At 62.4% G+C, this 23,588-nt stretch carries 23 protein-coding genes; 9 read left to right on the top strand and 14 right to left on the bottom strand.

Annotation, left to right across the window (positions count from 1 at the left end; all coding sequences use genetic code 11):
- The first annotated feature begins 20 nt into the window (after nucleotides 1-20).
- Nucleotides 21-1,019, top strand: a complete 999-nt coding sequence (locus ACO550_RS18210) for a tripartite tricarboxylate transporter substrate-binding protein (protein WP_315594528.1) — start codon at nucleotides 21-23, stop codon at nucleotides 1,017-1,019.
- A gap of 65 nt (nucleotides 1,020-1,084) precedes the next feature.
- Here the strand turns inward: ACO550_RS18210 and ACO550_RS18205 are convergent, their stop codons facing one another.
- Together ACO550_RS18205 and ACO550_RS18200 are read right to left on the bottom strand one after the other, a co-directional pair.
- Nucleotides 1,085-2,023: a 2-dehydropantoate 2-reductase gene (locus tag ACO550_RS18205; RefSeq protein ID WP_315594529.1), complete on the bottom strand. Its 939-nt coding sequence runs from the start codon at nucleotides 2,021-2,023 to the stop codon at nucleotides 1,085-1,087.
- An 83-nt stretch (nucleotides 2,024-2,106) separates the two neighbouring features.
- A complete protein-coding gene (locus ACO550_RS18200; protein WP_315594530.1) occupies nucleotides 2,107-3,294 on the bottom strand; it encodes a thiolase family protein in 1,188 nt (395 codons plus the stop codon).
- Between the two features lie 404 nt (nucleotides 3,295-3,698).
- Here ACO550_RS18200 and ACO550_RS18195 point away from each other — a divergent pair, with 404 nt between their 5' ends.
- Nucleotides 3,699-4,475 carry an enoyl-CoA hydratase gene (locus tag ACO550_RS18195; protein WP_315594574.1) on the top strand — a complete coding sequence of 259 codons (777 nt, stop codon included), beginning with the start codon at nucleotides 3,699-3,701 and terminating at the stop codon, nucleotides 4,473-4,475.
- A 30-nt stretch (nucleotides 4,476-4,505) separates the two neighbouring features.
- On the opposite strand, the gene ACO550_RS18190 is transcribed toward ACO550_RS18195, so the two are convergent.
- Nucleotides 4,506-4,940, bottom strand: coding sequence for a MarR family winged helix-turn-helix transcriptional regulator (locus tag ACO550_RS18190; protein WP_315594531.1), 435 nt, complete (start codon nucleotides 4,938-4,940; stop codon nucleotides 4,506-4,508).
- A 95-nt stretch (nucleotides 4,941-5,035) separates the two neighbouring features.
- Here ACO550_RS18190 and ACO550_RS18185 point away from each other — a divergent pair, with 95 nt between their 5' ends.
- Nucleotides 5,036-6,394: an alpha/beta fold hydrolase gene (locus tag ACO550_RS18185; protein ID WP_315594532.1), complete on the top strand. Its 1,359-nt coding sequence runs from the start codon at nucleotides 5,036-5,038 to the stop codon at nucleotides 6,392-6,394.
- Nucleotides 6,395-6,503: 109 nt separating this feature from the next.
- Here the strand turns inward: ACO550_RS18185 and ACO550_RS18180 are convergent, their stop codons facing one another.
- Entirely contained in the window at nucleotides 6,504-7,892 is a 1,389-nt protein-coding gene (locus tag ACO550_RS18180; protein ID WP_315594533.1) for an MATE family efflux transporter, read from the bottom strand.
- 188 nt (nucleotides 7,893-8,080) lie between these two features.
- On the opposite strand from ACO550_RS18180, the gene ACO550_RS18175 reads away from it, so the two are divergent.
- The gene (locus ACO550_RS18175) at nucleotides 8,081-8,554 is read left to right on the top strand and encodes a MarR family transcriptional regulator (protein WP_315594534.1); all 474 of its coding nucleotides are present in this window, start codon (nucleotides 8,081-8,083) and stop codon (nucleotides 8,552-8,554) included.
- A 407-nt stretch (nucleotides 8,555-8,961) separates the two neighbouring features.
- On the opposite strand, the gene ACO550_RS18170 is transcribed toward ACO550_RS18175, so the two are convergent.
- Nucleotides 8,962-9,381: an ion channel gene (locus tag ACO550_RS18170; RefSeq protein ID WP_315594535.1), complete on the bottom strand. Its 420-nt coding sequence runs from the start codon at nucleotides 9,379-9,381 to the stop codon at nucleotides 8,962-8,964.
- Between the two features lie 49 nt (nucleotides 9,382-9,430).
- Between ACO550_RS18170 and ACO550_RS18165 the strand changes: the two genes are divergently transcribed.
- Nucleotides 9,431-9,580, top strand: a complete 150-nt coding sequence (locus ACO550_RS18165; protein ID WP_315594536.1) for a hypothetical protein — start codon at nucleotides 9,431-9,433, stop codon at nucleotides 9,578-9,580.
- Between the two features lie 74 nt (nucleotides 9,581-9,654).
- The gene (locus tag ACO550_RS18160) at nucleotides 9,655-11,205 is read left to right on the top strand and encodes a CYTH and CHAD domain-containing protein (RefSeq protein WP_315594537.1); all 1,551 of its coding nucleotides are present in this window, start codon (nucleotides 9,655-9,657) and stop codon (nucleotides 11,203-11,205) included.
- Nucleotides 11,206-11,383: 178 nt separating this feature from the next.
- On the opposite strand, the gene ACO550_RS18155 is transcribed toward ACO550_RS18160, so the two are convergent.
- From ACO550_RS18155 to ACO550_RS18120, 8 genes are all read right to left on the bottom strand, one after another.
- Nucleotides 11,384-12,436 (bottom strand): LacI family DNA-binding transcriptional regulator, encoded by a 1,053-nt coding sequence (locus tag ACO550_RS18155; protein WP_315594538.1) that lies wholly within the window; start codon nucleotides 12,434-12,436, stop codon nucleotides 11,384-11,386.
- A 65-nt stretch (nucleotides 12,437-12,501) separates the two neighbouring features.
- Nucleotides 12,502-13,488 (bottom strand): tripartite tricarboxylate transporter substrate-binding protein, encoded by a 987-nt coding sequence (locus ACO550_RS18150; protein ID WP_315594539.1) that lies wholly within the window; start codon nucleotides 13,486-13,488, stop codon nucleotides 12,502-12,504.
- 36 nt (nucleotides 13,489-13,524) lie between these two features.
- Nucleotides 13,525-14,562: a porin gene (locus tag ACO550_RS18145; RefSeq protein ID WP_485994931.1), complete on the bottom strand. Its 1,038-nt coding sequence runs from the start codon at nucleotides 14,560-14,562 to the stop codon at nucleotides 13,525-13,527.
- Nucleotides 14,563-14,702: 140 nt separating this feature from the next.
- A complete protein-coding gene (locus tag ACO550_RS18140; protein WP_315594541.1) occupies nucleotides 14,703-15,056 on the bottom strand; it encodes a cupin domain-containing protein in 354 nt (117 codons plus the stop codon).
- Nucleotides 15,053-16,030: a zinc-binding dehydrogenase gene (locus ACO550_RS18135; RefSeq protein WP_315594542.1), complete on the bottom strand. Its 978-nt coding sequence runs from the start codon at nucleotides 16,028-16,030 to the stop codon at nucleotides 15,053-15,055. The genes ACO550_RS18140 and ACO550_RS18135 overlap by 4 nt, the downstream gene beginning before the upstream one ends.
- Nucleotides 16,031-16,094: 64 nt before the next feature.
- On the bottom strand, nucleotides 16,095-16,979 hold the full coding sequence (locus ACO550_RS18130) for a 3-keto-5-aminohexanoate cleavage protein (RefSeq protein WP_315594543.1): 885 nt from the start codon (nucleotides 16,977-16,979) through the stop codon (nucleotides 16,095-16,097).
- A gap of 61 nt (nucleotides 16,980-17,040) precedes the next feature.
- The gene (locus tag ACO550_RS18125; RefSeq protein ID WP_315594544.1) at nucleotides 17,041-17,790 is read right to left on the bottom strand and encodes an SDR family oxidoreductase; all 750 of its coding nucleotides are present in this window, start codon (nucleotides 17,788-17,790) and stop codon (nucleotides 17,041-17,043) included.
- Nucleotides 17,791-17,817: 27 nt separating this feature from the next.
- The gene (locus tag ACO550_RS18120) at nucleotides 17,818-18,756 is read right to left on the bottom strand and encodes a dioxygenase family protein (protein WP_315594545.1); all 939 of its coding nucleotides are present in this window, start codon (nucleotides 18,754-18,756) and stop codon (nucleotides 17,818-17,820) included.
- A 470-nt stretch (nucleotides 18,757-19,226) separates the two neighbouring features.
- On the opposite strand from ACO550_RS18120, the gene ACO550_RS18115 reads away from it, so the two are divergent.
- A complete protein-coding gene (locus ACO550_RS18115; protein WP_315594546.1) occupies nucleotides 19,227-19,529 on the top strand; it encodes a hypothetical protein in 303 nt (100 codons plus the stop codon).
- A 105-nt stretch (nucleotides 19,530-19,634) separates the two neighbouring features.
- Here ACO550_RS18115 and ACO550_RS18110 read toward each other — a convergent pair whose 3' ends face one another.
- Nucleotides 19,635-21,035 carry an aminotransferase class I/II-fold pyridoxal phosphate-dependent enzyme gene (locus ACO550_RS18110; protein ID WP_315594547.1) on the bottom strand — a complete coding sequence of 467 codons (1,401 nt, stop codon included), beginning with the start codon at nucleotides 21,033-21,035 and terminating at the stop codon, nucleotides 19,635-19,637.
- Between the two features lie 165 nt (nucleotides 21,036-21,200).
- Between ACO550_RS18110 and ACO550_RS18105 the strand changes: the two genes are divergently transcribed.
- The gene (locus ACO550_RS18105) at nucleotides 21,201-23,210 is read left to right on the top strand and encodes a DUF2849 domain-containing protein (RefSeq protein WP_315594548.1); all 2,010 of its coding nucleotides are present in this window, start codon (nucleotides 21,201-21,203) and stop codon (nucleotides 23,208-23,210) included.
- Nucleotides 23,211-23,290: 80 nt separating this feature from the next.
- Nucleotides 23,291-23,584 (top strand): hypothetical protein, encoded by a 294-nt coding sequence (locus ACO550_RS18100; protein WP_315594549.1) that lies wholly within the window; start codon nucleotides 23,291-23,293, stop codon nucleotides 23,582-23,584.
- The last annotated feature ends 4 nt before the right edge of the window (nucleotides 23,585-23,588 follow it).

The raw sequence follows: 23,588 nt of genomic DNA, 5'->3' as shown, positions 1-23,588 counted from the left end.
AATCCATCCAGGAGACAACCATGACCATCCAGCTTTCGCGCCGGCGCCTGCTCCAGGCCGCCTGTGCCGCGCCGGCCCTGCTTGCCCCATCATGGCTGCGGGCGCAGGAGCCATATCCCAGCAAGCCGATTATCATCAAGGTCGCATTTCCCGCTGGCGGCCCGGCGGACGAATCGATCCGGGCGGCATCCGTCGTGATGAAGCGAAGCCTCGGACAAAGCGTCGTTGCCGACAATCTCCCCGGTGCAAGCGGCTCGATCTGCGCGATGAACGTGCTGCGCAGCGCCAGCGATGGCTATACGTTGCTGGGCACGACCGGCATCGACTTCCTGGTCGCACCGCTCACCATCGCCTCAGCCAGGTATTCACCGGAAAAGTTCAAGCTGGCGGGCTTCAGCGGTATTTCGGACTTCATCCTGGTCTCGAATCCCACGTTGTCATTCAAGAATGTCGAAGAGGTCATTGCCTACGCGAAGAACCCGAAGAACCGTCCGCTGTCACTGGCGCATTGGGGTCCCGGCTCGGCGCCCCACCTGGTCGGAGCCGACTTCCAGGCCCGCACCGGAGTACGTTTCCTCGAGGTACCTTACAAAGGCGCGGCCCCGGTCAGCAGCGACATCGCCGGCTCCCAGGTGGACCTGACCTTCATGCCAATGGGCGGACCAACCTTCGGCATGATCAAGGCTGGCCGCTTCAAGCCGATCGGAGTCGCCAGCAAGGCCCGGCACCCGTCATTGCCTGATGTGCCCGCACTGGCTGAAAGCAAGGACCTGGCAGATTTCGAATATAGCCAGTGGGCGGGCGTGCTGGCACCGCCGGAGACCCCAGACGCCGTGACAGCACGCGTGGTGGATGCCATGAACGCCTGGGTGGCCAGCCCCGAGAACCGTACCCGCCGCGCCGTCAACCTTCAGCGCGCGATCGAGCCAATGACGATGGCGCAGGCGCAAGGTTTCCTGAACAACGAGTACGCCAAGCTGACCCGCATCGCCAAGAGTCTCAAGCTTGCCGGGCAATAGAATTGTTAGTTGGCCATGACGTAGCGCCGGGGCCTGTCAGGCCCCGGTGGCAATGCGCCGCCGGATCAGTCAGCGGTCAGCTTCGAAGCACGCTGGTTCTCATAGACCTGCAGGTGGCAATAGGCCACGCGGCTCAATGGCAGGTCGCGTCCGCGATCGGCAGCACGCGCGACCAGATCGCCGACGATGGCTTCGGCTTCGATACGCGGCGCGCCCTGGGCAATATCCCGCATCATCGAAGCCGCCCACGTCGATGAACTGTCCAGCAGACGGGTCTGAATGGCCTCGGCTACGGGTGCCGGGATCGCGTGCCCGCACAGTTCCGCCACGATACGGCACTCCGCCATCGCCTCAAGCATCAAGCGCCGTCCGTCCTGCGTTCTCATGATGTCCGCCACGGTCCCTCGCATCAGACACGTCATGATGGCACCCGCCGCAATCATGGCCCATTTGTTCCACAGCTCCTGATCGATTGCGCCCGAAATTTCGCGCGTCCCGGCTGCCCTGGACACCAGCGCGTGAAACTCGGTCGCGAGCGCCGACATCTGCGCGGTGCGCGCCCCAACCACCAACCGGTCCATGCGGCCAGCGTGCAGAATGGTTCCGTCGGCGGCCAGCGTTGTTGCGATGTACGACACACCACCCAGCACGCGCTCCCTGCCAAGGCAATGATCGAGCCGGTCATAGGCACCCACCCCGTTGAGCAGGGGCAATATCGCGGTCCTGGGGCCAACGGCCGGTGTGATCGCAGCGATCGCATCATCAAGGTCATAAGCCTTGCAGGCGAGCAGGACGAGGTCGTATGTCGCATCGAGTTCGCCGGCCTGAACGGTGCTGACCTGGCGCTCGAAGTCGCCGAGTTCACTACGCACAATCAGCCCACTGCGTTTCAGGGCCTGCGCGCGTCCGTGCCGTACCAGAAAGGTGACGTCCGCACCCGCTTCAATCAGTCGCGCGCCGTAGTAGCCGCCCATGGCGCCGGCACCGAGAACCAGGATCTTCATGCCGTCTCCCCGCTGCACATCACCATTACCAGAACTTCGACGTATTGGATGTTCATATTTGATCTTCCGAATTGTTCTTTTCGCTAGGCCAGCGCTTCGAGCGCCAGCGCAATGCCTTGTCCGCCGCCAATGCACAACGTGACGATGCCGCGCCGGATGCCATCCGCGCGCATGGCATGCAACAGTCGCGTCGTCAGCACGGCACCGGTCGCTCCAATCGGATGCCCGTGCGCAATCGCACCGCCGTCAACATTGATGATGTCATGGGGCAACCCAAGCTCGGCGGCAACGGCCAGAGGCACCGCCGCAAAGGCTTCGTTGATCTCGATGCGATCGATATCGCCCAGTTGCCACCCGGCGCGCTGCAGTGCCTGGCGCACCGCCGGAACTGGGCCAAGGCCGAACAGTCCGGGCTCCACGGCGCCCACCCCATATGCCACCAGGCGCGCCATGGGGGAGAGCCCCTTGCTTTCGGCCAGCGACCGCTCGGCAACGATCATGGCCGCTGCCCCACTGTTGAGGCCGGGCGCATTGCCAGCGGTGATGGTGCCGTCCGGACGGAACGCCGGCTTCAGGCGGCCGAGTGTTTCGAGGCTGGTATCGGGTCGGTTGGCTTCGTCCACGTCGAACAGCGTGGTGCCCCCCTTCCCCTTGACCGGCACACCAGCGATCTGGCCGGCAAAACGGCCCTTGGCCTGTGCCAGCGCGAACAACCTCTGCGAACGTTCGGCCCAGCGATCCTGCGCCTCGCGGCTGAGCGCGTAACGAGCGACAAGGTCCTCGGTATGCCACCCCGAATGCTCGCCGGAAAATGCGTCGTGCAGCCCGTCGTACAGCATGCTGTCATGCAGCACCGAATCGCCCATGCGTTGGCCCCAGCGGCCAGCGGACATCAAATAGGGTGCGCGGTCCATATTCTCCATGCCGCCGGCGATGGCTATGTCGACATAGCCCAGTCGTACCTCGTCCGCGGCCGTCGCAATGGCCTGCGCTCCCGACCCGCATACGCGGTTGACGGTCATCGCGGGAACCGACACTGGCAATCCCGCCCCAATGGCCGCCTGCCGGGCCGGGTTCATCCGGTTGCCTGCCTGCACAACATTGCCGAATATCACGCTGCCAACCGCGCCGGGGTCGATTCCCGCGCCCTGCACCGACGCCCGGATCACCGTGGCACCCAGCTCAGTCGCTGGAATGGATTTAAAGGCGCCGTTGTAGGCGCCAATGGCGGTGCGCACGGGGTGGCACAGCACGACATCTCTTGCATTCATCGCATTCTTCCTGGCAAATATTCAGCTTCAATCGGTCACCTCCGCGTCAGCCAACGCACGGTGCGAAAGAGTTGTGATGGGTGGCCCCAGGGCCCGAAACCGGCATCTGAGCGACGCTGCCAATACCGACGTCGCATGGACGGCGCGTATGTCCCCGGGACACAAGAAATCCGACACGCTGCTCAGTTACTAGCATTATGAAAGTATATGCAACGCAATGAAACTTGCAAGTTGCAAGTTTTGGTGCTGCATTCGGCCTACCTCGGGTGGAGCAAGGACGCAGACCATCCGGTCATCGCACAAAATCGGCCGATGGGTGCCAGGATGTCGCCCTCGCATCGGTTTACTTCGCACGCAAAGTATTTATATACTTCGCATGCGAACTTAAACATATGGAGACCACCATGACACCGGAAATCCGAGTCGACCTGACGGGCGGCGTTCTGACTATTACGCTTGCCCGACCGGACAAGAAGAACGCGCTGACCAACGAGATGTACGGCACCCTGGCCGACACCATCGAAGAAGCCGAGCACGCCAGCCATGTACGCGTGGTGCTGGTGCAAGGAGATGGGGACATGTTCACCGCAGGGAACGATGTGGGTGAGTTCGCGGCAATTGCGGCGGGAAAGGGCCCGAGCGAACGCCACGTACATCGGTTCCTGCATGCCCTGGCCAAGTCGACAGTGCCGATCGTTGCCGCGGTCAATGGCAAGGCAGTTGGCGTCGGCACGACCATGCTGCTGCATTGCGACTACGTATTGCTTGCGCAGGACGCGCAGTTGATAACGCCTTTCGTCAATCTGGCGCTCGTTCCCGAAGCGGCATCGAGCTATCTGCTGCCGTTGCGCATCGGCCATGCCCGGGCGTTCGAGATGTTTGCGATGGGTGAACCGCTCGACGCACAAACCGCTGTGGCGTGGGGCATCGCCAACAAAGTCTGCGCCAATGACCAACTCCGGGGCGAGGCTCGGCGGATGGCCGAACGTATCGCCGCCAAGCCGGCCGGTTCGCTTGGCGCCATGAAAGCGCTCATGCGCAAGGCCGAGATGCTGGTCGCGCAGATGGACAGCGAGAGTGCAAAGTTTCAGGAGCGCCTGGCGAGCGCGGAAGCCAGGGAAGCATTGGCGGCGTTCGCCGAAAAGCGCAAGCCGGATTTTTCCAAAGTCGCTCAGCAGTGAGTTCGCGCATTGGCTGCTGGCTGATGAGCGCTACTCGTCGCGCTCATCAGCGACCGGAAACTTGGTCTGCAGGCTGGTCAGCCACCGCGCCACCACGTCGATCTCCGCTTCCGTGAAGCCTTCGGTCAGCTTCGCGTTCAATTCCTTCATGCGGGTCTTCGAGCCCTGACGCGCCGAGCGCCCTGCTTCTGTCAACCACAGACGCCATACACGGCCATCGGTCTCGTCGGTACGGCGCTCGATCAACCCGGCTCTTTCAGTCCGGTCGGCCAGGCCGCTCATTCCCGGCGCCCCCAGATCCAGCGCAGCTGCCGCCTCGCTCATCAGCGCGCCATCGTGGGTACCCAAATAAAACAGCAGCCCGGACTGCGCCGCTGTCACGCCACCACGAGCGGCACGGGCCTGTGACCAGCGTTGCAGCCGGCGCTGCCCTACGTTCAACAAATATACGAGGCGGTGCTCCATGTTCAGGCGGGTAAGTTCATCAGTTTATTTCGCGTGCGAATAATATCACACGCCATTTTCAAAGAACCCCGCCTTTGGGCGGAAAGGAATCTTCAATGACTACCCCCGAGAAACCAGCCGTTCCAGATGTGCGGCGACTCTCCCGCCGTGACTTTCTTGCCGCCTCGGCAGCAACGGCAGGCTTCGGTGCGGCACTGATGGCACTCCCGCTGGATGCAACGGCGGCACAGACTGCACAGACTGCGACAAACGCTGGCACGAACGCACAGGGAGTCCGCCCTTTCCGCATCTCGTTTCCGCAGGATGCGCTGCTGGACTTGCGCCGGCGAATTGCCGCCACGCGCTGGCCTACGCGTGAAACGGTCACCGACGAATCGCAGGGTGTGCGTCTTGCAACCATGCAGCAGTTGGCCCGCTATTGGGCAACTCAATATGACTGGCGCAAGGTGGAAGCCAAGCTGAATAGCCTCCCGCAATTCATAACGAACATCGACGGTGTCGATATCCATTTCATCCATGTGCGCTCGAAGCATCCAGATGCCTTGCCCGTCATCGTCACGCACGGGTGGCCTGGTTCAGTGATCGAGCAACTGAAGATCATCGGCCCGCTCACAGACCCCACGGCGCATGGTGGCCGGGCCTCCGATGCGTTCGATGTAGTGATCCCTTCGATCCCTGGACATGGTTTCTCCGGTAAGCCAACCACCACGGGCTGGGACCCGGTGCGCATCGCCCGTGCCTGGATCGTGTTGATGAACCGGCTCGGTTACCAGCAGTACGTGGCGCAAGGTGGCGACTGGGGCGATGCCATCACCGAGCAGATGGCGCTGATCGCGCCACCCGAACTGCTGGGCATTCACGTCAATATGCCGGCTACCCTGCCGACCAACATTTCGAAGGCGCTCAAGTACAACGAATCGGCGCCCGCCGGACTTTCGGCTGACGAACTGCATGCGTACGGTCAGCTTGACACCTTCTACAAGCACGGACTTGGCTACGCGATCGAGATGACAAACCGGCCGCAGACGCTTTATGGTATCGAAGACTCCCCCATCGGTCTGGCCGCCTGGATGCTCGATCACGACGCCGCCAGCCAATCACTGATTGCCCGGGTATTCGATGGCCATAGCGAAGGGCTCACGCGCGACGACATCCTCGACAACGTGACGCTTTACTGGCTGACAAGAACCGCCGTGTCGTCGGCACGGCTGTACTGGGAAAACAAGCTGGCGTTCTTTGACATAAAGAACGTCCGGATTCCGGTGGCAGTGAGTGTCTTCCCCGACGAAATCTATGCGGCGCCGCGAAGCTGGACGGAGCGGGCTTATCCAAAACTCATCCACTACAACCGGCTCGACAAAGGTGGGCACTTTGCCGCGTGGGAACAGCCGGCAGCGTTTTCCGAAGAGCTTCGTACAAGCTTCCGCCTGCTGCGGGCTGCTGCCAGGGCCTAGCCGGCTCGCCCGGAAGCCATGGCGATCACGGGGCCGTGCGGCAAGGCTTCGCCCGCATTTGGCTTCGATGCAAGCCTTGGGCTAGCATGGTAGCGGCGGTCTGCCAGCATCATTGTTGACGACCGCCTGCCCACCCGCCCTTGGCAATCGACCACAGTACGACGCTGCCGTACAGGAACATCGCCAGCGCACCTAGCGCGAAGTACTGGGCCATCGACGCACCCATGGCCAGGGCCATGGCGCCGCCCCCCGCAAACAGCGCGAGCCGCAGCGCTCCGGCGACCAGCGGCCACTTGAGACGGCCAGCCCCCTGCGAGGCAAAGTACAGCGAGAAACCCAGCGCAAAGAATCCGTATGCCGGACCCACTACGCGCAAATAGAGCGAGCCAGTCTCCAGCAGTTGTGCATCGGTGCCGAACAGCCGCAGCCACGCCTCAGGCCAGATTGCCGCGCCCAATCCGACCAACTCGGCGAGGACGAAGGCCATGCAGCCGCCCGTGATCGCAATGCGACGCGCCCGCTCGTACTGCCCCGCGCCGATATTGGCGCCAACCAGCGCAACCATCGGCGCACCCAGCCCAAACGCAATGGGAATCAGCAGGTATTCCAGGCGCGCCGCCGTGGCATATCCGGCCAGGGCTGCGGTGCCGCCGTGATATCCGACCTGCGCGGTCGTCAGCGCGATCAGTGCATTCGTCAAGACCGGATTCAGGCACGCCAGCCCGCCCACAACGAAAATGCTGCGCATGGGTGCCCAATGTAGCGGCCCCATCGCAAGCCTCGCAGTGCAACGGCCTGACAGGCAGTACCAGCCAAGCACCAGCGCGCCGGCCGCGTAGTACACCACCAAAGCCCAGGCTCCGCCCGCCACGCCTAGCCGCGGCAGCGGCCCCAGCCCGAAGATCAGGCACGGGGACAACGGAATCATCAACAAGGCGCCGATGCAGATCACCATGCCAGGCATCGACATATTGCCGGTGCCACGAATGACACTCGCCAGCGCGTTCATGGCCCACATCAGCGGCAATGCCGCGAACAGTACGCGTCCGTATGTGCACGCTGCATCGAGCGATGCTCCTTGGGCACCCAGCAGTGCGAACATGGGCCGCGCCCCAAAGAACAGCAGCAGCGAAAAAACGGCGCCGATCATCACGTTGATCGCCAGCGCGTGACGTGCGAGTTGCCCGACCAACGCCTCGTTGTGCGCACCAAGCGCCCTTGCCACTGCCGATGAGATGCCTCCGCCCATCGCCCCCTGCGACATGTTCTGCATCAGCATCAGTACCGGCAGGACCACAGCCACACCGGCCAGCACATCAGTGCCCAGCTTCGCCAAGAACCATGTTTCGATCAGTCCCGTCGACGATTGCGCCAGCATCATCAGCATGTTGGGCCAACTCATGCGTCCGAGCGTCGGAATGATAGGCGCCTCAAGCATGGCCCGCAGCCGCGGGGGGGCGCCGCGCAGGCTTGCCGTATTGGGGGGATTCGTGGTCATTCCCTGCTCTCCATGGCGAGCCTCGCCGGATACTTCAGATTACGTGCATATGCACGCAATCCAAATTTACTTGCATATGCACGTATTCGTCAAGAAGGTTTATACTTGCGTGGACCGCCTGACGGCCCGCACCCCCTCGCAGGCGTTCCAGGCAGGATGAAGATTTCGGGAAAGGAAAGGCTCTGCCAATGGCGTCATCGATTGCAAAAGATCCGCTGGTCTGCAATGGCGCGGCGCTGCGCAAGGCGACGCGCCGCCTGACGCAGCTCTATGACGCCGTGCTCGAACCATGCGGACTGAGCATCTCGCAGAGATCGGTACTGCTGCATGTCGCACGGGGCAATCATCCGACCATGACCGAGTTGGCGCACGCAATGGTGCTGGACCGCTCGGCACTGGCACGTAATCTTCAACCGCTGGAGCGCGATGGATATCTGATACAGACGCGCGACGAACGCGATGGTCGGAGCCGGCGTGTGGAACTAACACCCGCGGGGCGCGACAAGCTAGCCGAAGCGAACGTACTCTGGCGACGTGCGCAGGAACGCTTCGAATCGGTCTATGGCGCCGAACGCGCCGCAGCCTTGCGAATTGCGCTGGCCGAGATCTACTCGGATGGGTTCAGTGAGGCGTTCAGTATTGGCACGCCCAGGCGGCCGTAGTGTCACCGCCACACGGAGCGCTATCGCGAATCGGTTTGAAGACTCCGGCCCCAGACAACCACGTCCTCGCACGCCACCTCTGATCCGTCTTCGCGCAGAAGCGTAGGGACGCCCTTTTCCCTGAGTTGACGAAGTGGGTGCATGCGCTTTACCTCCAGGTTAGGATGTGGCCCATCTGGCATTCTTGAAAGCCGGGATCGGAAACAGGTTCAGATAGTGCCGGTGCGTACTGCATGTCCGGCACCTACCAGTTGCCGAGTGCGCATCGGAACGCATGAACCGGTCCACCATCCCTGGGTCGCTACCCTTGGATTCTGGAGAACAGCACTTTTTACCGTCGCGTGCTGCGCCGCTTACCTGTCTCCGACCGACTCCACGTGGATGAAGCGTGCGCCGTGTCTCGTGCATTAGCGGGGCTGGATACCTTCGCGGTGGGCGGCGGCCTGCACGCCATAAACGGCGGCTGCGGTCACCAACCCCGTCATCAGCACTCCCAGAATACCGAGCAGGACCGCAATGAGGCATCCGAGATCGGTGGTCGGGACGACGTCTCCGTAGCCAATCGTCAGTGCTGTGATCGCGCAAAAGTAGACAACCCTGCCAGCCGGAACCGGCGCCCGCGTGGCAACGTCGATGGCGCCCCCCGCGACATACATGGCGACCGACAATAGCGCGAACACTACGAGCAGCAGGAACAGAACGCCGCGCAGATGCCACAGCACCCTGCCGAACTCGCTGATGACGTGATGAGGCTGAATGCGTATGCCGATGCTGCCATCTTCCGCTGCATTTTTCATTTTTATCCCCTTCGCATAGGCTTCTTTCACACGAGCTTTTCCGAGCCGAGACGATGTGCCTCCGAAAGTCCGATCCTTGATGATGCACGGTTCTCCACATGGCCTGCCGCTGGATCCGACATTGCATTCGATGTGGGCCGAGCGGCCCGAAGGCATGGGTCTTGCGCGCCTCCACAAGGATCGGCCGATTTCCGCACCAACGCCAGCCGTGGCGGGCAACGACACGTAAATTGCGCGACCGCATGTAGGAACGGACTGATTCTGGCCGTTCGCTACCCGCCCGGACATCAAGCAGGAGCAGCCATGGAGAGGGAACTGAAGTTTGAATTCGCGACGGAAAAGGATGCCAGGACGGACGCCGGCCTGCACGACCTGCCGACGCTTTTGAATCTTAAGATTGACGCACCTACAGAGCAGGCCCTGGAAAGCGAATACTTCGATACACCGAATTTTCTACTGCGCCAGCATGGTGCCGCACTGCGCGTTCGCCGCGTGGGCGACCACCTCGTGCAGACGCTGAAGTCTGGCGGCACCCCCGGCGGCGCGCTATTCGAACGCGAGGAGTACGAAACCTCCGTAGATGCACCCAAGCCAGATTTGCACTCGCTGCGCGCTGCCGTCCCCAGGTCTTCGCCGCTGTCACGACTTCTCAAGGACCCTGAACTATCCGACCATCTGGTGCCAGTATTCCGCACAACGGTTACGCGCAAGACCTGGGTGCTCAAGCTGCCCGGTGGCGATGACGTCGAACTGGCACTGGACAATGGCAAGGTAACTGCCGCCGAACATGACCGGCCGTTCTCGGAGCTCGAACTGGAACTCAAGCACGGCGATCCGCACCGCTTGGGCGAAATCGCGCTTCGGCTGGTCGACAAGATTCCGCTTCGTCTAAGCATGCAGAGCAAGAGCGACCGCGGCTACGACATGCTGATGCATGACAAGCGGTCTGCAACAACGGCCGCCCCAATCGCGCTGACGAAGCGCGACACAGTAAAAACGGCATTCTGCAAGATCGTGCGCAATTGCCTGTGCCAGGTCCATGCCAACGCGCCACTCGTCGCGGCGGGGAGTTCGCCCGACGGCGTTCACCAGATGCGCGTGGGGCTGCGACGATTTCGCTCTGCCCTCGACCTTTTCGAGGGCGTTGCAGCACTGCCCGATGGCCTTGAGAACGAAGTGAAATGGATGGCCAGTGAACTGGGCCATGCACGCGACTGGCATGTGCTGGCCCACTCCACGCTGCCACAAGTCGATGCGGTCGACAGCCAGCGTGGCGCGCTGCAAGAAGCCCAAGCGGCAGCCATGTCGATTGAAGCTGCGCGCCAAGCGGATGCCGCCTTCGCAGTGAAGTCGCCGCGCTACGCCCATCTGATGCTGGAGCTTGAACACTGGCTTTCGACCGCGCCCTGGCGAGATCCAAACGACAAGGCGCACGAAGAATCCTTCGACGCACGTGTCACCAAGCATGCAGATCGCGTACTTCGCAAGCGCCACCGCAAGCTCATCCGTCGGGGACGTGGCCTTCACAAGCTTGACGCAAACCATCGACACCGTGCACGAATCGCCGCGAAGAAGCTGCGCTACGCGACCGAGTTCTTTGCAGACCTTCTCCAGCCAAAACGCATGAAGCCATATCGACGCGTCCTGGCGAAGCTGCAGGATGACCTCGGGTGGGGAAACGACATGGCGGTAGCCGATGGTCTGCTGCACCATCTCGAGCAGCACCATCGCAAGGCGGCTGCCGGTGCCAGCTACGCGCGCGGCTTCCTGGCGGCGCGCGTGGTCGACGACCGGCCAAATCAGCGAAAGTTATGGAAGCGCTTCCGCGCGACGAGTCGCCCGGCATCCGCCTAGGCGGTAAATCACGCTTTGGAGAGGCAGAACTTCCAGGGCAACTGCTCGTTGCCTGCCAGGCTCCACGAGTTGCGCATTATGTTATGCATTCACCACTGCGACGACACATCTAACACACCGCGAGGTGACCAACGCCGACCTCCTAACCGTACGAACTCTTGTAGGAGCCCTTACCGGGTCAGGATCGCTGCACTGCGGCAGCCGCGGGCGGTGGCGCCGCGGTCGAGCCACGCACCACCAGTTCGGGCCGCAGTTCGATGACGACGCTGGCGGTCTGTGGCTTGGTGATCCTGCGCAGCAGCAGCTCGGCCGCCTGTTCGCCCATGTCATGCGCCGGGATGCGAATCGTGGTGAGCGGCGGGGTCAGGGCATCGACAAAAGGCATGTCGTTATGCCCTACGACGGATATGTCCTCGGGGCAACGGATGCCCCGTTCACGCAGGTAGTCGTAGCAGCCCATGGCCACGAGGTCGTTGCCGGCGGCAATGGCCGTCAGGCAGGGCAGCAATTCAAACATCTGCGCGCAGGCCTTGCGGCCGGCTTCGCGTGAATAGCTCTCGGCCTCGGCAACTGCATAGTTGCCGCGCCGCAGCCGATGTCGCTTGACCGCCTGAAGAAACCCCTCGCGGCGCAATTCACCCGTCGAGGTACTGGCTGGCCCCGCAATATGCCCGATGCAACGATGGCCCAGCGACACCAGGTGGTCCACCGTCAGGCCCATGGCCAGCAGACTGTCACTGACCACGCAAGACGCCCGGCCGGTATGTTCGCCACGATTCACCATCACCACGGGGATACCCACCTTCACACAGTAGTCGAGCAAAGGATCATCCCGCTCAGCCGTGGCCAGGATCAGCCCTTCCACTTGCCGGGCAAGCATCTGATCGACGACAAACCGCTGGCGCGCGCGTTCGGCACCCGCGTTGACCACGATCGGTACATAGCCCTGCCCGGCCAGCACTTCCTCGATGCCTGCCAGGATCGGTGGGAATACCGGGTTGGCGATATCGGGCAGGATCACGCCAACCAGCCCCGAGCGTTGGGTGCGCAGTCCGGCGGCGATACGGTTCGGACGGAAACCGCGCGCCTCGGCAAGCTTGAGGATGCGCGTGGCAACCTCGTCGGCCACGAGGTGCCGCGTCGCAGGATTCATCACGCGCGACACGGTGGAATAGTGCACGTCGACCTCGGCGGCGAGGTCCTTGATGGTCACACGTTTGCGCTCGGACATGGACGGCGGACGCCAGGCTGGATCATTGGAATGCGCCATTCTAGCGTCTGCCGCCATGAGGTCCGTCATTCTCCCGCGCGCACGCCGGATTGCCTGACCACCGGTGCCAGCTTGCCGATCTCGGCCTGGATATAGCTGGCAAACTCCTGCGGCGTGCTGGCACGGGGCTCCGCACCTTGTGCTGCCAGGCGCTCGCGTACGTCGGGCGCCGCCAGCACATTGGCAATTTCCGCGTTAAGCGCGCTGACGATTTCCTTCGGCGTTCCGGCCGGCGCCAGGATGCCGAACCACGAATCGAACGCGTAGCCGGGCAGCCCCGATTCCGCGACGGTCGGGATGTCGGGCAAAGCGGCTGCACGTTTTGGCGTGGTCACGGCCAATGCGCGCAGCTTGCCCTGCCTGACGAATGGCATTGCCGACACGGTAGGCGCGAACATCATGTCGCCGCGGCCGGCCATCACGTCGGTCAGCGCCTCGCCAGTACCTTTGTAGGGGATGTGCGTGATGTCGATCCCGGCCTGCATCTTGAACAGTTCACCACTCATGTGCGTGGAACTGCCGGACCCGGCCGAGTCGAAGTTCAGGGCACCGGGGCGCGCCTTGGCTGCAGCCACGAGGTCGCGCACGGATTTGTACGGGCTGGCGGCGTTCACCACCAGCACGTTGGGCACCGACGCCACCAGTGACACCGGTGCGAAATCCTTGAGCGTGTCGTAGCCGAGCTTCGGATACAGCGTGGCGTTGATGGCATGGCCCACCGAGACCAGGATCAGTGTGTAGCCGTCAGGCGCCGACTTGGCGACCGTCGTCCCGCCAAGTGTTCCGCCTGCGCCTGGACGGTTATCCACCACCACCTGCCAATGGCCGCCTTCGCCCATCTTGCTGCCGATGATGCGCGCCAGGATATCGGTGGCGCTGCCAGCGGAAAACGGCACCACCAGCCGGATCGGCTTGGCAGGATACTGGGGTTGGGCTGCTGCGGGCTGCGCCAGCCCCAGGGCCGCAGCAAACAGCGTACATGCCAGAACGGGACGGATAAGCAATCGATTCATGTTGGTCTCCTCACGATGCGATGTCGTACATTGGCGTCAAAAGAAATGCCGCATGCCGAGCGCAAAGGTCTGCGGATCGGCTCCGGCACTGACGCCAAGCTCGTTGATTGCGAAGTCGTAGATCGCGTTCTTCTTGTTATTGATGCGGCTGTAGTACGCGAACAGTGCGGTGCGCTTGGACAACGGGTAGTCATAGCCCACCGTGAACTGCGTGGCGCCGGTTTTCGCCCCGCTGCGAAAGAATCCCACCGTATCCGCCGATGAACCGGTGCCATCGGCTGCCAGCGCGAATCCGATGCGGAGGCTGCCGGGCCCCAACTGCTGCACCAACGACGCGTAGTAGGCGTTGCGCTGCAGGTCGCCGGTGTCGGTGCGATAGTGCAGGTGCTCGTAGAGCGCGGCCAGCCGCGTACCTGGCAACAGCTGGTAGGCGACACCGACCTTGATGGCGTCGTCATTGCGGCCCGCGGCCTGGTAGTGCTGGTGCATTTCGTAGGCCACGGTCACATTGAGCGGGCCGCTGTCATAGATCGCCGCCGCCGAGTACAGCGCGGGATTGCGTGGCACCGTGGTCTTTTCTTCGGGCAAGCCCCAGCCAAACCACACGCTGACGCCCGCCAACTGCGGCGAGCGGTATTGCAGGATGTTCTTCTGGCGGCGGTCGAACGAACTGGTGTCCTGCACGTTGTCGGAGCTGGATGTCGAGCCGTTACCCATGAGTGCCATATACCCGGCCGTGGTTGGGTAGTACGGGTCGTATCCGGCCGTGGACTCGGTATAGGGCGTCTGCCAATGCCCCATGAACAGCAAGCCATAGTCGCCCTGCAGGCCGACGCGTGAATTGCGGCCGGCGATCTGTCCCTGGCCGGTATCGAGCGATACGTTACTTTCGATCTGCCAGATCGCCTTGAGCGACCCGCCAAGATCCTCCTGTCCACGTAGCCCGAAGACCGAGCGGTTGTTGGTCAGCCGTGTCGTGCTGCCAAGCCTTGTGCCGTCCGTGGCCGTACTGGCGCGCGAGTACTCGATCGCCGTATTGAGCCGCCCGAAGATCGTCACGCTGTCTTCCGCCATCGCATCGGTAACGATGCCCGCGGATATGACCGCGAACGGAAGGATGTGACGTCGGCTGAAAACGCGCTGCATGAGTTGTCTCCCCTATTCTTGTGGTTAAAGTAATGCAAACGTTTGCAAATCGCAGCCAGAAAAGCGCACTAACTGATCGGCGGTTGTGGCGGATACGGCATTGCCAGCAGCAGCATGGCGGGGCGGTTGGCTACATTGCTGACCTGTCGGGCCTCGCGGGGTGCCACGCGCACCGAATCAAACTGTCCCAGCGTCACGACTTCATCTGGCGTACGGATGCAGACCTCGCCTTCCAGAACGACATAATGCTTTTCGACCGGCGAGGCATCGAGCGATGTGTGGCCGCCAGGCAGGATCACCGAGACGCCGATCCATAGCATTTCCGAAGGACCGGCCTCATGCCCCTGCAGGCGCAGGCAATGCATGCCCTCGTGGTTTGCCGGGTGATAGGCAGGTGCTTGGGCAAATCGCGTCGTGTTCATGGCGCCAGCACCACGCGCTCGGTGGCGCCTTGCAGTACCGCCCGATAGGCATCCTTGGCATTTGCCAGCGTGTACGTGTAATCGGGCAGCACCGGAAATGGTTTGAGCGCACCCGAAGCGAACATTGGCGCGAGGGCATCGAGAATCGTCGCGCATGCCTGGCTGTCCATGGCAAGCGTGTCGACTCCCACGTAGGTGTGCTGGCCACGATAGAACGCGAAGATGTCGAATGGCACCGGCTTCTCGATCGTCGAAATGAAAATCTGCGTGGCGCCGATGGCCATCGAGAGGTTGGCCTGCTCGAAGTATGGGCTGCCCACGGTGTTGTAGACGATGTCGGCACCGTGGCCGTCGGTTTCATCGCGCACCACTTCGGATATGGTCTCGCGACTTGCATCGATCATGCGCACCGGTCCACTGGCATGGCCGCGATACGGGTCCGCACCACGCTCGACCCCGAACACGCGCGCACCGAGCGCCGTGGCAATCTGGATCGTGGCCTGTCCCACCTTGCCGTTGCCGCCGCCAACCAGCACGATGCTGCCGGGCTTCGGCATGCCGGCGCGGCGCAGGCCCTCATATGCCGTGATGAATGGCACGCCCACTGCGCCGGCCTCCATCATGGATACTGTTGACGGCTTGGCACGGATAGCGTCGACGCCAACACGCAGGTATTTGCCGTGCGTACCGTCACGACGAATGCCAAGCTCGCCCCCGCTGCCCCAGACCTGCTGGCCGAGCAGCTGGCTGGGCCCATCGATCACGATGCCTGCGTAGTCCCGTCCCGGTGTACGCGGCCAGACCGCATGAGGCATCAGGCCAAGCGTGGCCTTGACATCGCTGGGGTTGACTCCGGCGCTGGCCACTTCGACGATGCATTGCCCGGCGCCGGCCTCGGGACGCGGAATGCCGATCAGCGAGAGTTCGAGCGCGTCAATGGTTGCGGCTTTCTGATGAACCTGGATGGTATTCATGATGAATGCGATAGCAGATGAAGATGGATAAAGTTACCTGGGGATAGCCTGGGCCGCGCAGACCTCAGGCTTCGCGCAGGCCGAGCTGCGCCCGGGCCTCCGAAGCCGAAGCGATCTCGCCACCAAGCGATTTCACAATGTCCCGCGCCTTGGCTACCAAGGCGGCGTTGTTGGGCGCGAGCACACCTTTCTCAAGATAGATGTTGTCTTCAAGGCCCACACGCACGTGGCCGCCGGCCAGCCAGGCCTGCGCCACGATCGGGAACTCGGCACGACCGACCCCGAATGCGGACCAGTTGGCCTCGCGCGGCAGCATGTTGCGCGCATAGAAGATTGTCTCGGGTGTGGCCGCGAAGCCGTACTTCACACCAAGCACGAACGTCCAGAGGCCGGGCCCGTCGAGTACCCCTTCGCGCATGAAGTCGAGGGCCATGTTCAAGTCGCCCGAATCGAAGATCTCCAACTCGGGCATCACACCAGCGCTGCGGATCACGTCGGCCATCTTGCGTACGTTGGCCGGCGTATTGATGACCACATCGGCGCCGGAGTTCATGGTGTTGAGATCAAGCGAGCAGACATCGGGACGCAATGCGGCAATGTGCTCGACACGCTTGAGCGGATGCAGCAATGTCGTGCCCGGCGCCGCGACACGCGGATCATCCTCGCCTGGCACGAAGCGGCCACCCGGCCCCGTAGTGAGGTTGATGATGAGGGAGCGGTTGCGCGCGCGGATCCGGTCGATGACGTCGGCGTAGTAGTCGAGGTTCATCGACGGACGGCCGGTTTCCGGATCGCGAACGTGAATGTGCGCGGCGGCGGCTCCGGCCTCAGCGGCTTCAAGCGCGGCTTCGGCGATCTGGGCCGGCGTAACCGGTAGGCCCGGATGCTGCTCGGGCGTGACGATATTGCCCGTAACGGCGCAGGTGATGATGGTTTTTCTTGCGTGCATGGGACCAGGGCAAAGTAAAGGAGAAAAGGAGAAAAGGAGAGGATTCCGGGACCGGGATCGATCAGCCGAGCTGGCGACCGCCGTCGACAACAATGGTCGTGCCCGTGGCGAATCGCAGCGACGTGGCGCAGGCGACGATGGCATCGGCCACGTCCTGTGCTTGTCCGATGCGGCGCAGCGGCGTGGTCTTGGCCGCACGGTCATTGAACGTGCTGTCGCGCCCAGGCACGAACGCGGTGTCGACAACGCCAGGGGACACATTGAGCACACGAATCTCGGGTGCCAGTGCCCTGCCCAGCGACATCGCCATCACGTCAAGGCCGGCCTTGGCGGCACAGTAGGCCACGTTGCTGCCCTGCCCCGTGCGCCCCGCGATAGAGCCAACATTGACGACCAGCCCGTTTCCCGTGGCTCGCAACAGCGGAGCAAAGGCGCGAATCGCCGCGAACTGGCCGCGCCAGTTGATGGCAAAGAGCTCATCGATCAATGCATCGTCAAGCGCGTCAAGGTCCGCATGCGGAACCGCCCGCGTGAAGCCGGACGTGTTCACAAGAATGTCGGCGCGACCGTAGTGGTGATGCACATCGTCGGCCAGTTGGCGCAGCGATGCACTGTCGCCTACTTCCGCATGCACGGGCAGATGATTGCCGGCAGGCAAGGCCGCCACGGCCTTCGATGAGCGTTCGATATCGCGTCCGGTCAGTACGACGCTGGCGCCGATACTGGCCAGCGCATGGCCCGCGGCGAAACCAATGCCGCCGGTACCGCCAATGATCACGGCAACCTTGCCGGAGAGTGAAGTGATGGTCATGGTGTGGTGATGAAGTTGCCGTCCCGATCAGTCGATCGGGGGCGTTGGAAATGTTTGCTCGCCCGGTTCGAGCGTGAAATCGAACTGCAATGTGTAGAACGGCGCCTGCATGTCGCCCCAAGGGCTGGGCCCCGCTTCCACAAGCTGGAAGGCACCCACGAGTTGGCGATGCACACCAAACGTGACGTCGGTCTCGAGGATCTCGGAGTCGTCGGCAAAGACCTGCGTCACCAGTGTGCGATGACCCGGCGCTGCCACGATGAAATGGATATGCGCGGGCCGGTACGGGTGGCGGTGCTGGGCGGCCAGCAGCTTGCCGACCGGACCATCGATGGGCACCGGGTACCCTGCCGGGCGCACCGTGCGGAAGTGATAGTTCCCTTCGGCATCGGCATGGAACACGCCGCGCAGATTGCGGTCGGGTTGGCGGGGATCCTGGTTGTCGTAGAGGCCGATCGGCGATGCTTGCCAGATCTCTACCATGGCATCAGGCAATACCGTGCCGTCCGTGGTGCGAACCGTGCCGCTGACGAACAACGGCAAGCCCGGCGATTCGTCTTGCACCACGCAGTCACCGCATCGGTAACGCGGCGCATTGGGGCGATAGAACGGCCCCAGCAATGCACCGGGTGTCCGTCCGTCTTGCGTGCTGTTGTTCATCGTCGTGACCAACGTGGACAGCCCGAGGACATCGGCAGCCAGCACGACTTCGTTGTTGGTGGCGTGCGTCGCATGTCCCAGCGCTGCGATGAATGCCAGCCCTTGCTCGAACTCCTCGTCGCTAGGCCTCACCTCGCGCAGGAAATCATGCAGGTGGCTCACCAACGAAGCGACCACCGTGCGCAAGCGGACATCCTCCGTCCTGGCCATTGCGCGCAACACCACTTCTGTTACCGACTCCTCTCCTTCGATCAGCGACAGCGAACTCACCGACCTTCGCTGAGGCTGGGTGGACTGCGTCTCCATACCATCTCCTGTTTCTGCAAACGTTTGCATTATGGATGGTTTGGCTTGAATGGCAAGTCGGTGGATGCGCTGTTCAAGTGCCGAAGCGCCGACTTGCGCGCGAAAACCGCCAACAAATCAATGCCTCAGCAATCGGATCGGGTCAAACCCTAGTGGTGTGGGACGTAAGTGAAGATGCGAAAGTCATGATCTCGCCGCTTACCACGTTCCCGACGCGTACCGAACGTCATGGATAGCGTCCAGGGATAGGCCGGCGCGCGATAGCGTTTTGACCCGATCGGTGCTCATGGAATCGGGATTGCAAGCGGCGTCTGTGTGGCTAATATTGTAAATATGACCGATCCGCGGAGTCTTGGCATGGCAACCCATGAACTTGGTGGTACTGCGTTTCGCCTGTATCTTGCGGATGCCCCGGTCAGCCCGATGCGGGTTCCGAACACTGAGGCGCCCGCCCTGCGCCGCTAACCCCTGTGTCCGCCCCAGAACCGGAAGGTGATACGGATCGCGACCTGTTCAGGCGCGTGGGCTACTACGATTTCCGCGCCTACACCCAACTTACAAGTAGCGGATTGAATCAGGGTTTCGTGCTGGCGCGACATCACTTGCTGGTGGGCACGGTGCAGACAGTGTTTCGCGCCGGCAAGGCGCACGTCAGCAGTGCGGAAGCGTTGCGGATGGCCCTCGAGAAACTCGCCCATCTGGCCAACATCGCCAGCGAGACTGGTCTGCCCATGGACTCGCTACCACTTGATTCCGGAGAGCAATCAATTTAATTGCCAGTCTTGTCGGCAATCCGCGTGTGACGTACGAACCGGCACACCTTCGTACAGGTGACCGGAAGAACCAGGCCGTTCAGCCCAGGTGGCGCGGCAGTGATGTCACACTATCGTACGTCCGCCGCGGCGACGGTTCTCGTGCAGGAGCGAGGCAACCCGCTGCAGCGCCTGGCCCAGTTCTGCCTGGCTCGACGCTCCGCCAATAGAGAGGCGTACTGCGTCGGCGGTGCTGGACGTCGCGCTGAACGCATCCGAACTCGCGACCAGCACGCCCTGCTGCTCCAGTGCATCAGCAAAAAGCTGCCGATTCCATTGTCGAGGCAATGTCAGCCAGATATGCAGGCCGGTGGGGTGAGCGATGACGCCCTCCGGCAACGTCCTTCGCGCAAGCGTCTGGCGGGCTCGTACTTCACGCTGGATGTCGACCGTGAGCTGCCTGGCTACGCCGCTGCGCATCCATTGCTCCGCTACGGCTGTCAACATCAGCGAGCATCCCATGCTGGAGGCCCGCAGCGCGTCCTGCAGCGCCGCCGCATCGTACTCGGGTGGGGGCAGGATGAAAGAAGTGCGCAGGCTTGGCCAAAGGCACTTCGACAGCGAGGTCATGAAGTACGTGCGCGCGCCGCCGGTGAACGTAGTGATCGGCGGCGGTGCATCGCTGAGCAGGTAGCGGTACGGATCATCCTCGATCAGGGTCATGCCGAGCCTGTCCAGCGTCGCCGCAATAGCCTCGCGCCGCGCCACAGGCATGACGCTGGCGGTCGGATTCTGCAACGTGGGGTTGAGATACAGCATGCGCGCGCCAGTCTCGCGATGGTTACGCTCAATGGCGTCCGGGATCACGCCGTCCTGATCTGCATCCAGCCCCACCACTTGCAGCCCGAGCTGCTGCGCAGCAAGCAGAAAACCAGGGTAAGTGAAAGGCTCGCACAGGATTGCCTCTCCACGTCGCGTAGTCGACAGCAGCACGCTGAAGATTGCCGCCTGGGTTCCAGCGCAGACAACTACGTCCTGCTGATTCGCTTGTGCCCCAACCGCTGGCCGCAGCCAGCTCCTCCCCGCTTCCACGAGCGTCCTGCTCGACCATGCATCCTGGTAGCTGGACACCGCCTCGATACCTCGCTGGCCCAATACCTCATCCACGGCGGCCTTGACGAAGTCCGACATGTTCCCTGATGCCGGTTGCGGAGGGATGTTCATCGAAAGATCGATGGGGCGATCAACATCCCGCTCACTAACCCCAGCGATGAACGAGCCTCGCCCGCCGAAGGACGTGATCAATCCTCTGTCGCGCGCTTCCGCGTAGGCGCGGGTTACGGTGGTGAGGTCCACACCCAGTTCGGCGGCAAGCCAGCGCTGCGCGGGTATCTGATCCCCGACCGCCAGCTTGCCTGACTGCACTGCCTGCGCAATCAGGTCCGCGATCTGCAAGTAGCGTGGCCCGGCCCCAGGAGCCAGCGGCTGAATCCAATCCACCCGCGACGCTGCTTTCCCGTCACTCATGACCTACCTCCCGCCTTTTTGCATTGCAGACCCAGACTTTCGCGCCTAGTATACACATACAGATTCATATAATACACATACAATTTTATTGTGTATGGTTTTTTTAAGCAATGAGAAAGCGCCCCGGCTCCTCCACGCGGATGGCGCGGCCACACAGTGACAAGCATGACCGGACACCACCTGATCTCTGCCAATCGGCTTCACGACGGCATCGTTGTATGGCTTGATGCCAATCACCAATGGGTCGACTCGCTTCCCGACGCCTCGATCTTCGTTGACGCCCAAATCGACAAGGCGATGGCCGCCGCGAATACGGCGGTAGCCGCCAACCTGGTGGTAGGCCCCACATTGCGGCCAGCGGAAATCATCGATGGCATGCCCGCACCCACCGACTTTCGCGAACGCCTTCGTGCGCGCGGACCATCGGTGCGGACCGACCTGGGCAAGCAAGCTGCGAAAGCAGGCTCCGGGCGGTCGACGAAGAATCGCCCGACTTTGCCGATGCAGGTCGAGCAAGCAGGCGCCTATCGCTACGACACCGCCGAGCGCGCGTTCCTCAAGGACCGCGCCGATAACTTCCGCTTGCAGGTGGCGCGCCGCCTGTCGGGCGAACTCAGCGAAGACGAGTTCAGAATCCACCGGTTGATGAATGGCCTGTACCTGCAGTTGCATGGCTACATGCTTCGCGTGGCCATTCCATATGGGACGTTGAGCGCCGTCCAGCTCCGCCAGCTTGCCTATGTGGCAAGGACCTACGACAAGGGGTACGGGCACTTTACGACGCGTCAGAACCTGCAGTTCAACTGGCCGCATCTGTCCGACACGCCGGACATTCTCTCCGCACTGGCCGAGGCCGATCTGCATTGCATCCAGACCAGTGGCAATTGCGTGCGCAATGTCACTACCGACCATTTTGCCGGTGCGGCTGCCGACGAGGTCGTGGACCCTCGGTTGTACGCCGAGATTCTTCGCCAATGGTCAACCGACCACCCCGAGTTCACGTTCCTGCCTCGCAAGTTCAAGATCGCGATCACTGGCAGCACGCTGGACCGGGCGGCGACCCGCTTCCATGACATCGGCATCCTGGCCCGCACCAACGCGGAAGGCGAGATCGGATTCCAGATCCACGCGGGTGGTGGCCTTGGCCGCACGCCGATCGTGGGAACGATGGTGCGCGAATGGCTGCCCGAGAAGGAACTGCTCCGCTATGTCGAGGCCATCCTGCGCGTCTACAACTCCCTGGGGCGCCGCGACAACCTATACAAGTCCCGCATCAAGATCATGGTGCGCGAACTCAAGCCTGAAGTTTTCATCGCGATGATCGAGCAGGAGTTCGCCAACCTGCCGGACGACCGCCAGAGCCTTGACCCGGAGATCGTGAACTTGATTCGCGCCCGCTTTGCCGTGCCCGCTTTCGCAACGCTCCCGACCGAATCCCCCACATACGAAGACGCGAAAGTCGCAAACCCGGCATTCAACGATTGGGTAAGAACAAACACGCACCCGCACAAGCAATCCGGCTATATCAGCGCAGTGGTTTCGCTCAAGCCGCCAGGCGGCATTCCGGGCGACATCAGCGCAGATGAAATGGACGCCATCGCCCACCTGGCCGAGGCGTATTCGCTCGACGAGATACAGGTGTCGCACGAGCAGAATCTCGTGCTTCCACATGTCCGGCTCGAGCAGCTCCATGACCTCTGGCGCGAACTCCAGACGCTGGGCCTCGGCACTGGCAACATCGGCCTGATCTCGGATTCGATCGCCTGCCCGGGGCTCGACTACTGCAGCCTCGCGACGGCGCGCTCGATACCGGTTGCACAACGAATCGCGCTCCACTTCGACCGGTATCGGCAGAAGGCGATCGGGGAACTGAAACTGAATGTCTCCGGCTGCATCAATGCGTGCGCCCATCACCATGTCGCCCACATCGGCATATTGGGGTTGGACAAGGCCGGGGAGGAGTACTACCAGATAACGCTGGGCGGCAGTGCAGATGAGAACGCCGCGATCGGCAAGATCCTTGGACCGTCAGTTTCCTTCGACGATGTGCCCGTGGTCGTGGAGCGGATCGTTGATATCTTCACGACAATCCGCTTGAAGGACGAGCGGTTTATCGACACATGTCGGCGCGTTGGCATCGAACCGTTCAAGCAGGCGCTCCATGGCTTCGATTGACATGGGCGCCCTGCCGATCGAGAACGCCAGGCACGTTCCGACCTCGCCCTTCCCTGCCGAAAGACTACAGGAGTTGCACGTTGTACCGGGGTAACAAGGACGAAGTGTTCGTGCGGCAGGCGTTGGACCAGGCCGACTATGCGTGTGGGCGATGGATCGCCAGTCAGCAGTTCTTTAACCGGGCACTGGAATCGGAACTCGACCCGCAGGCCAAGGCAGCGTTTGTGACCGCCGTTGCCATCTATGTGGCAACGGCACGGATTGACCCGAAAGAGGTCCAGAACGCCCTCGCAATCAAGACCGTCCGCGAAGCTCAAGCCTTGATCGACCGCCTGCATCCACTAACCTTTGGAGGACGGTATGGTTTGGGGTGACCGC

It is taken from the genome of Cupriavidus sp., assembly GCF_057315035.1.
The sequence above is the reverse complement of the archived record's forward strand: the minus strand, read 5'-3'. Positions and strand labels throughout refer to the sequence as shown.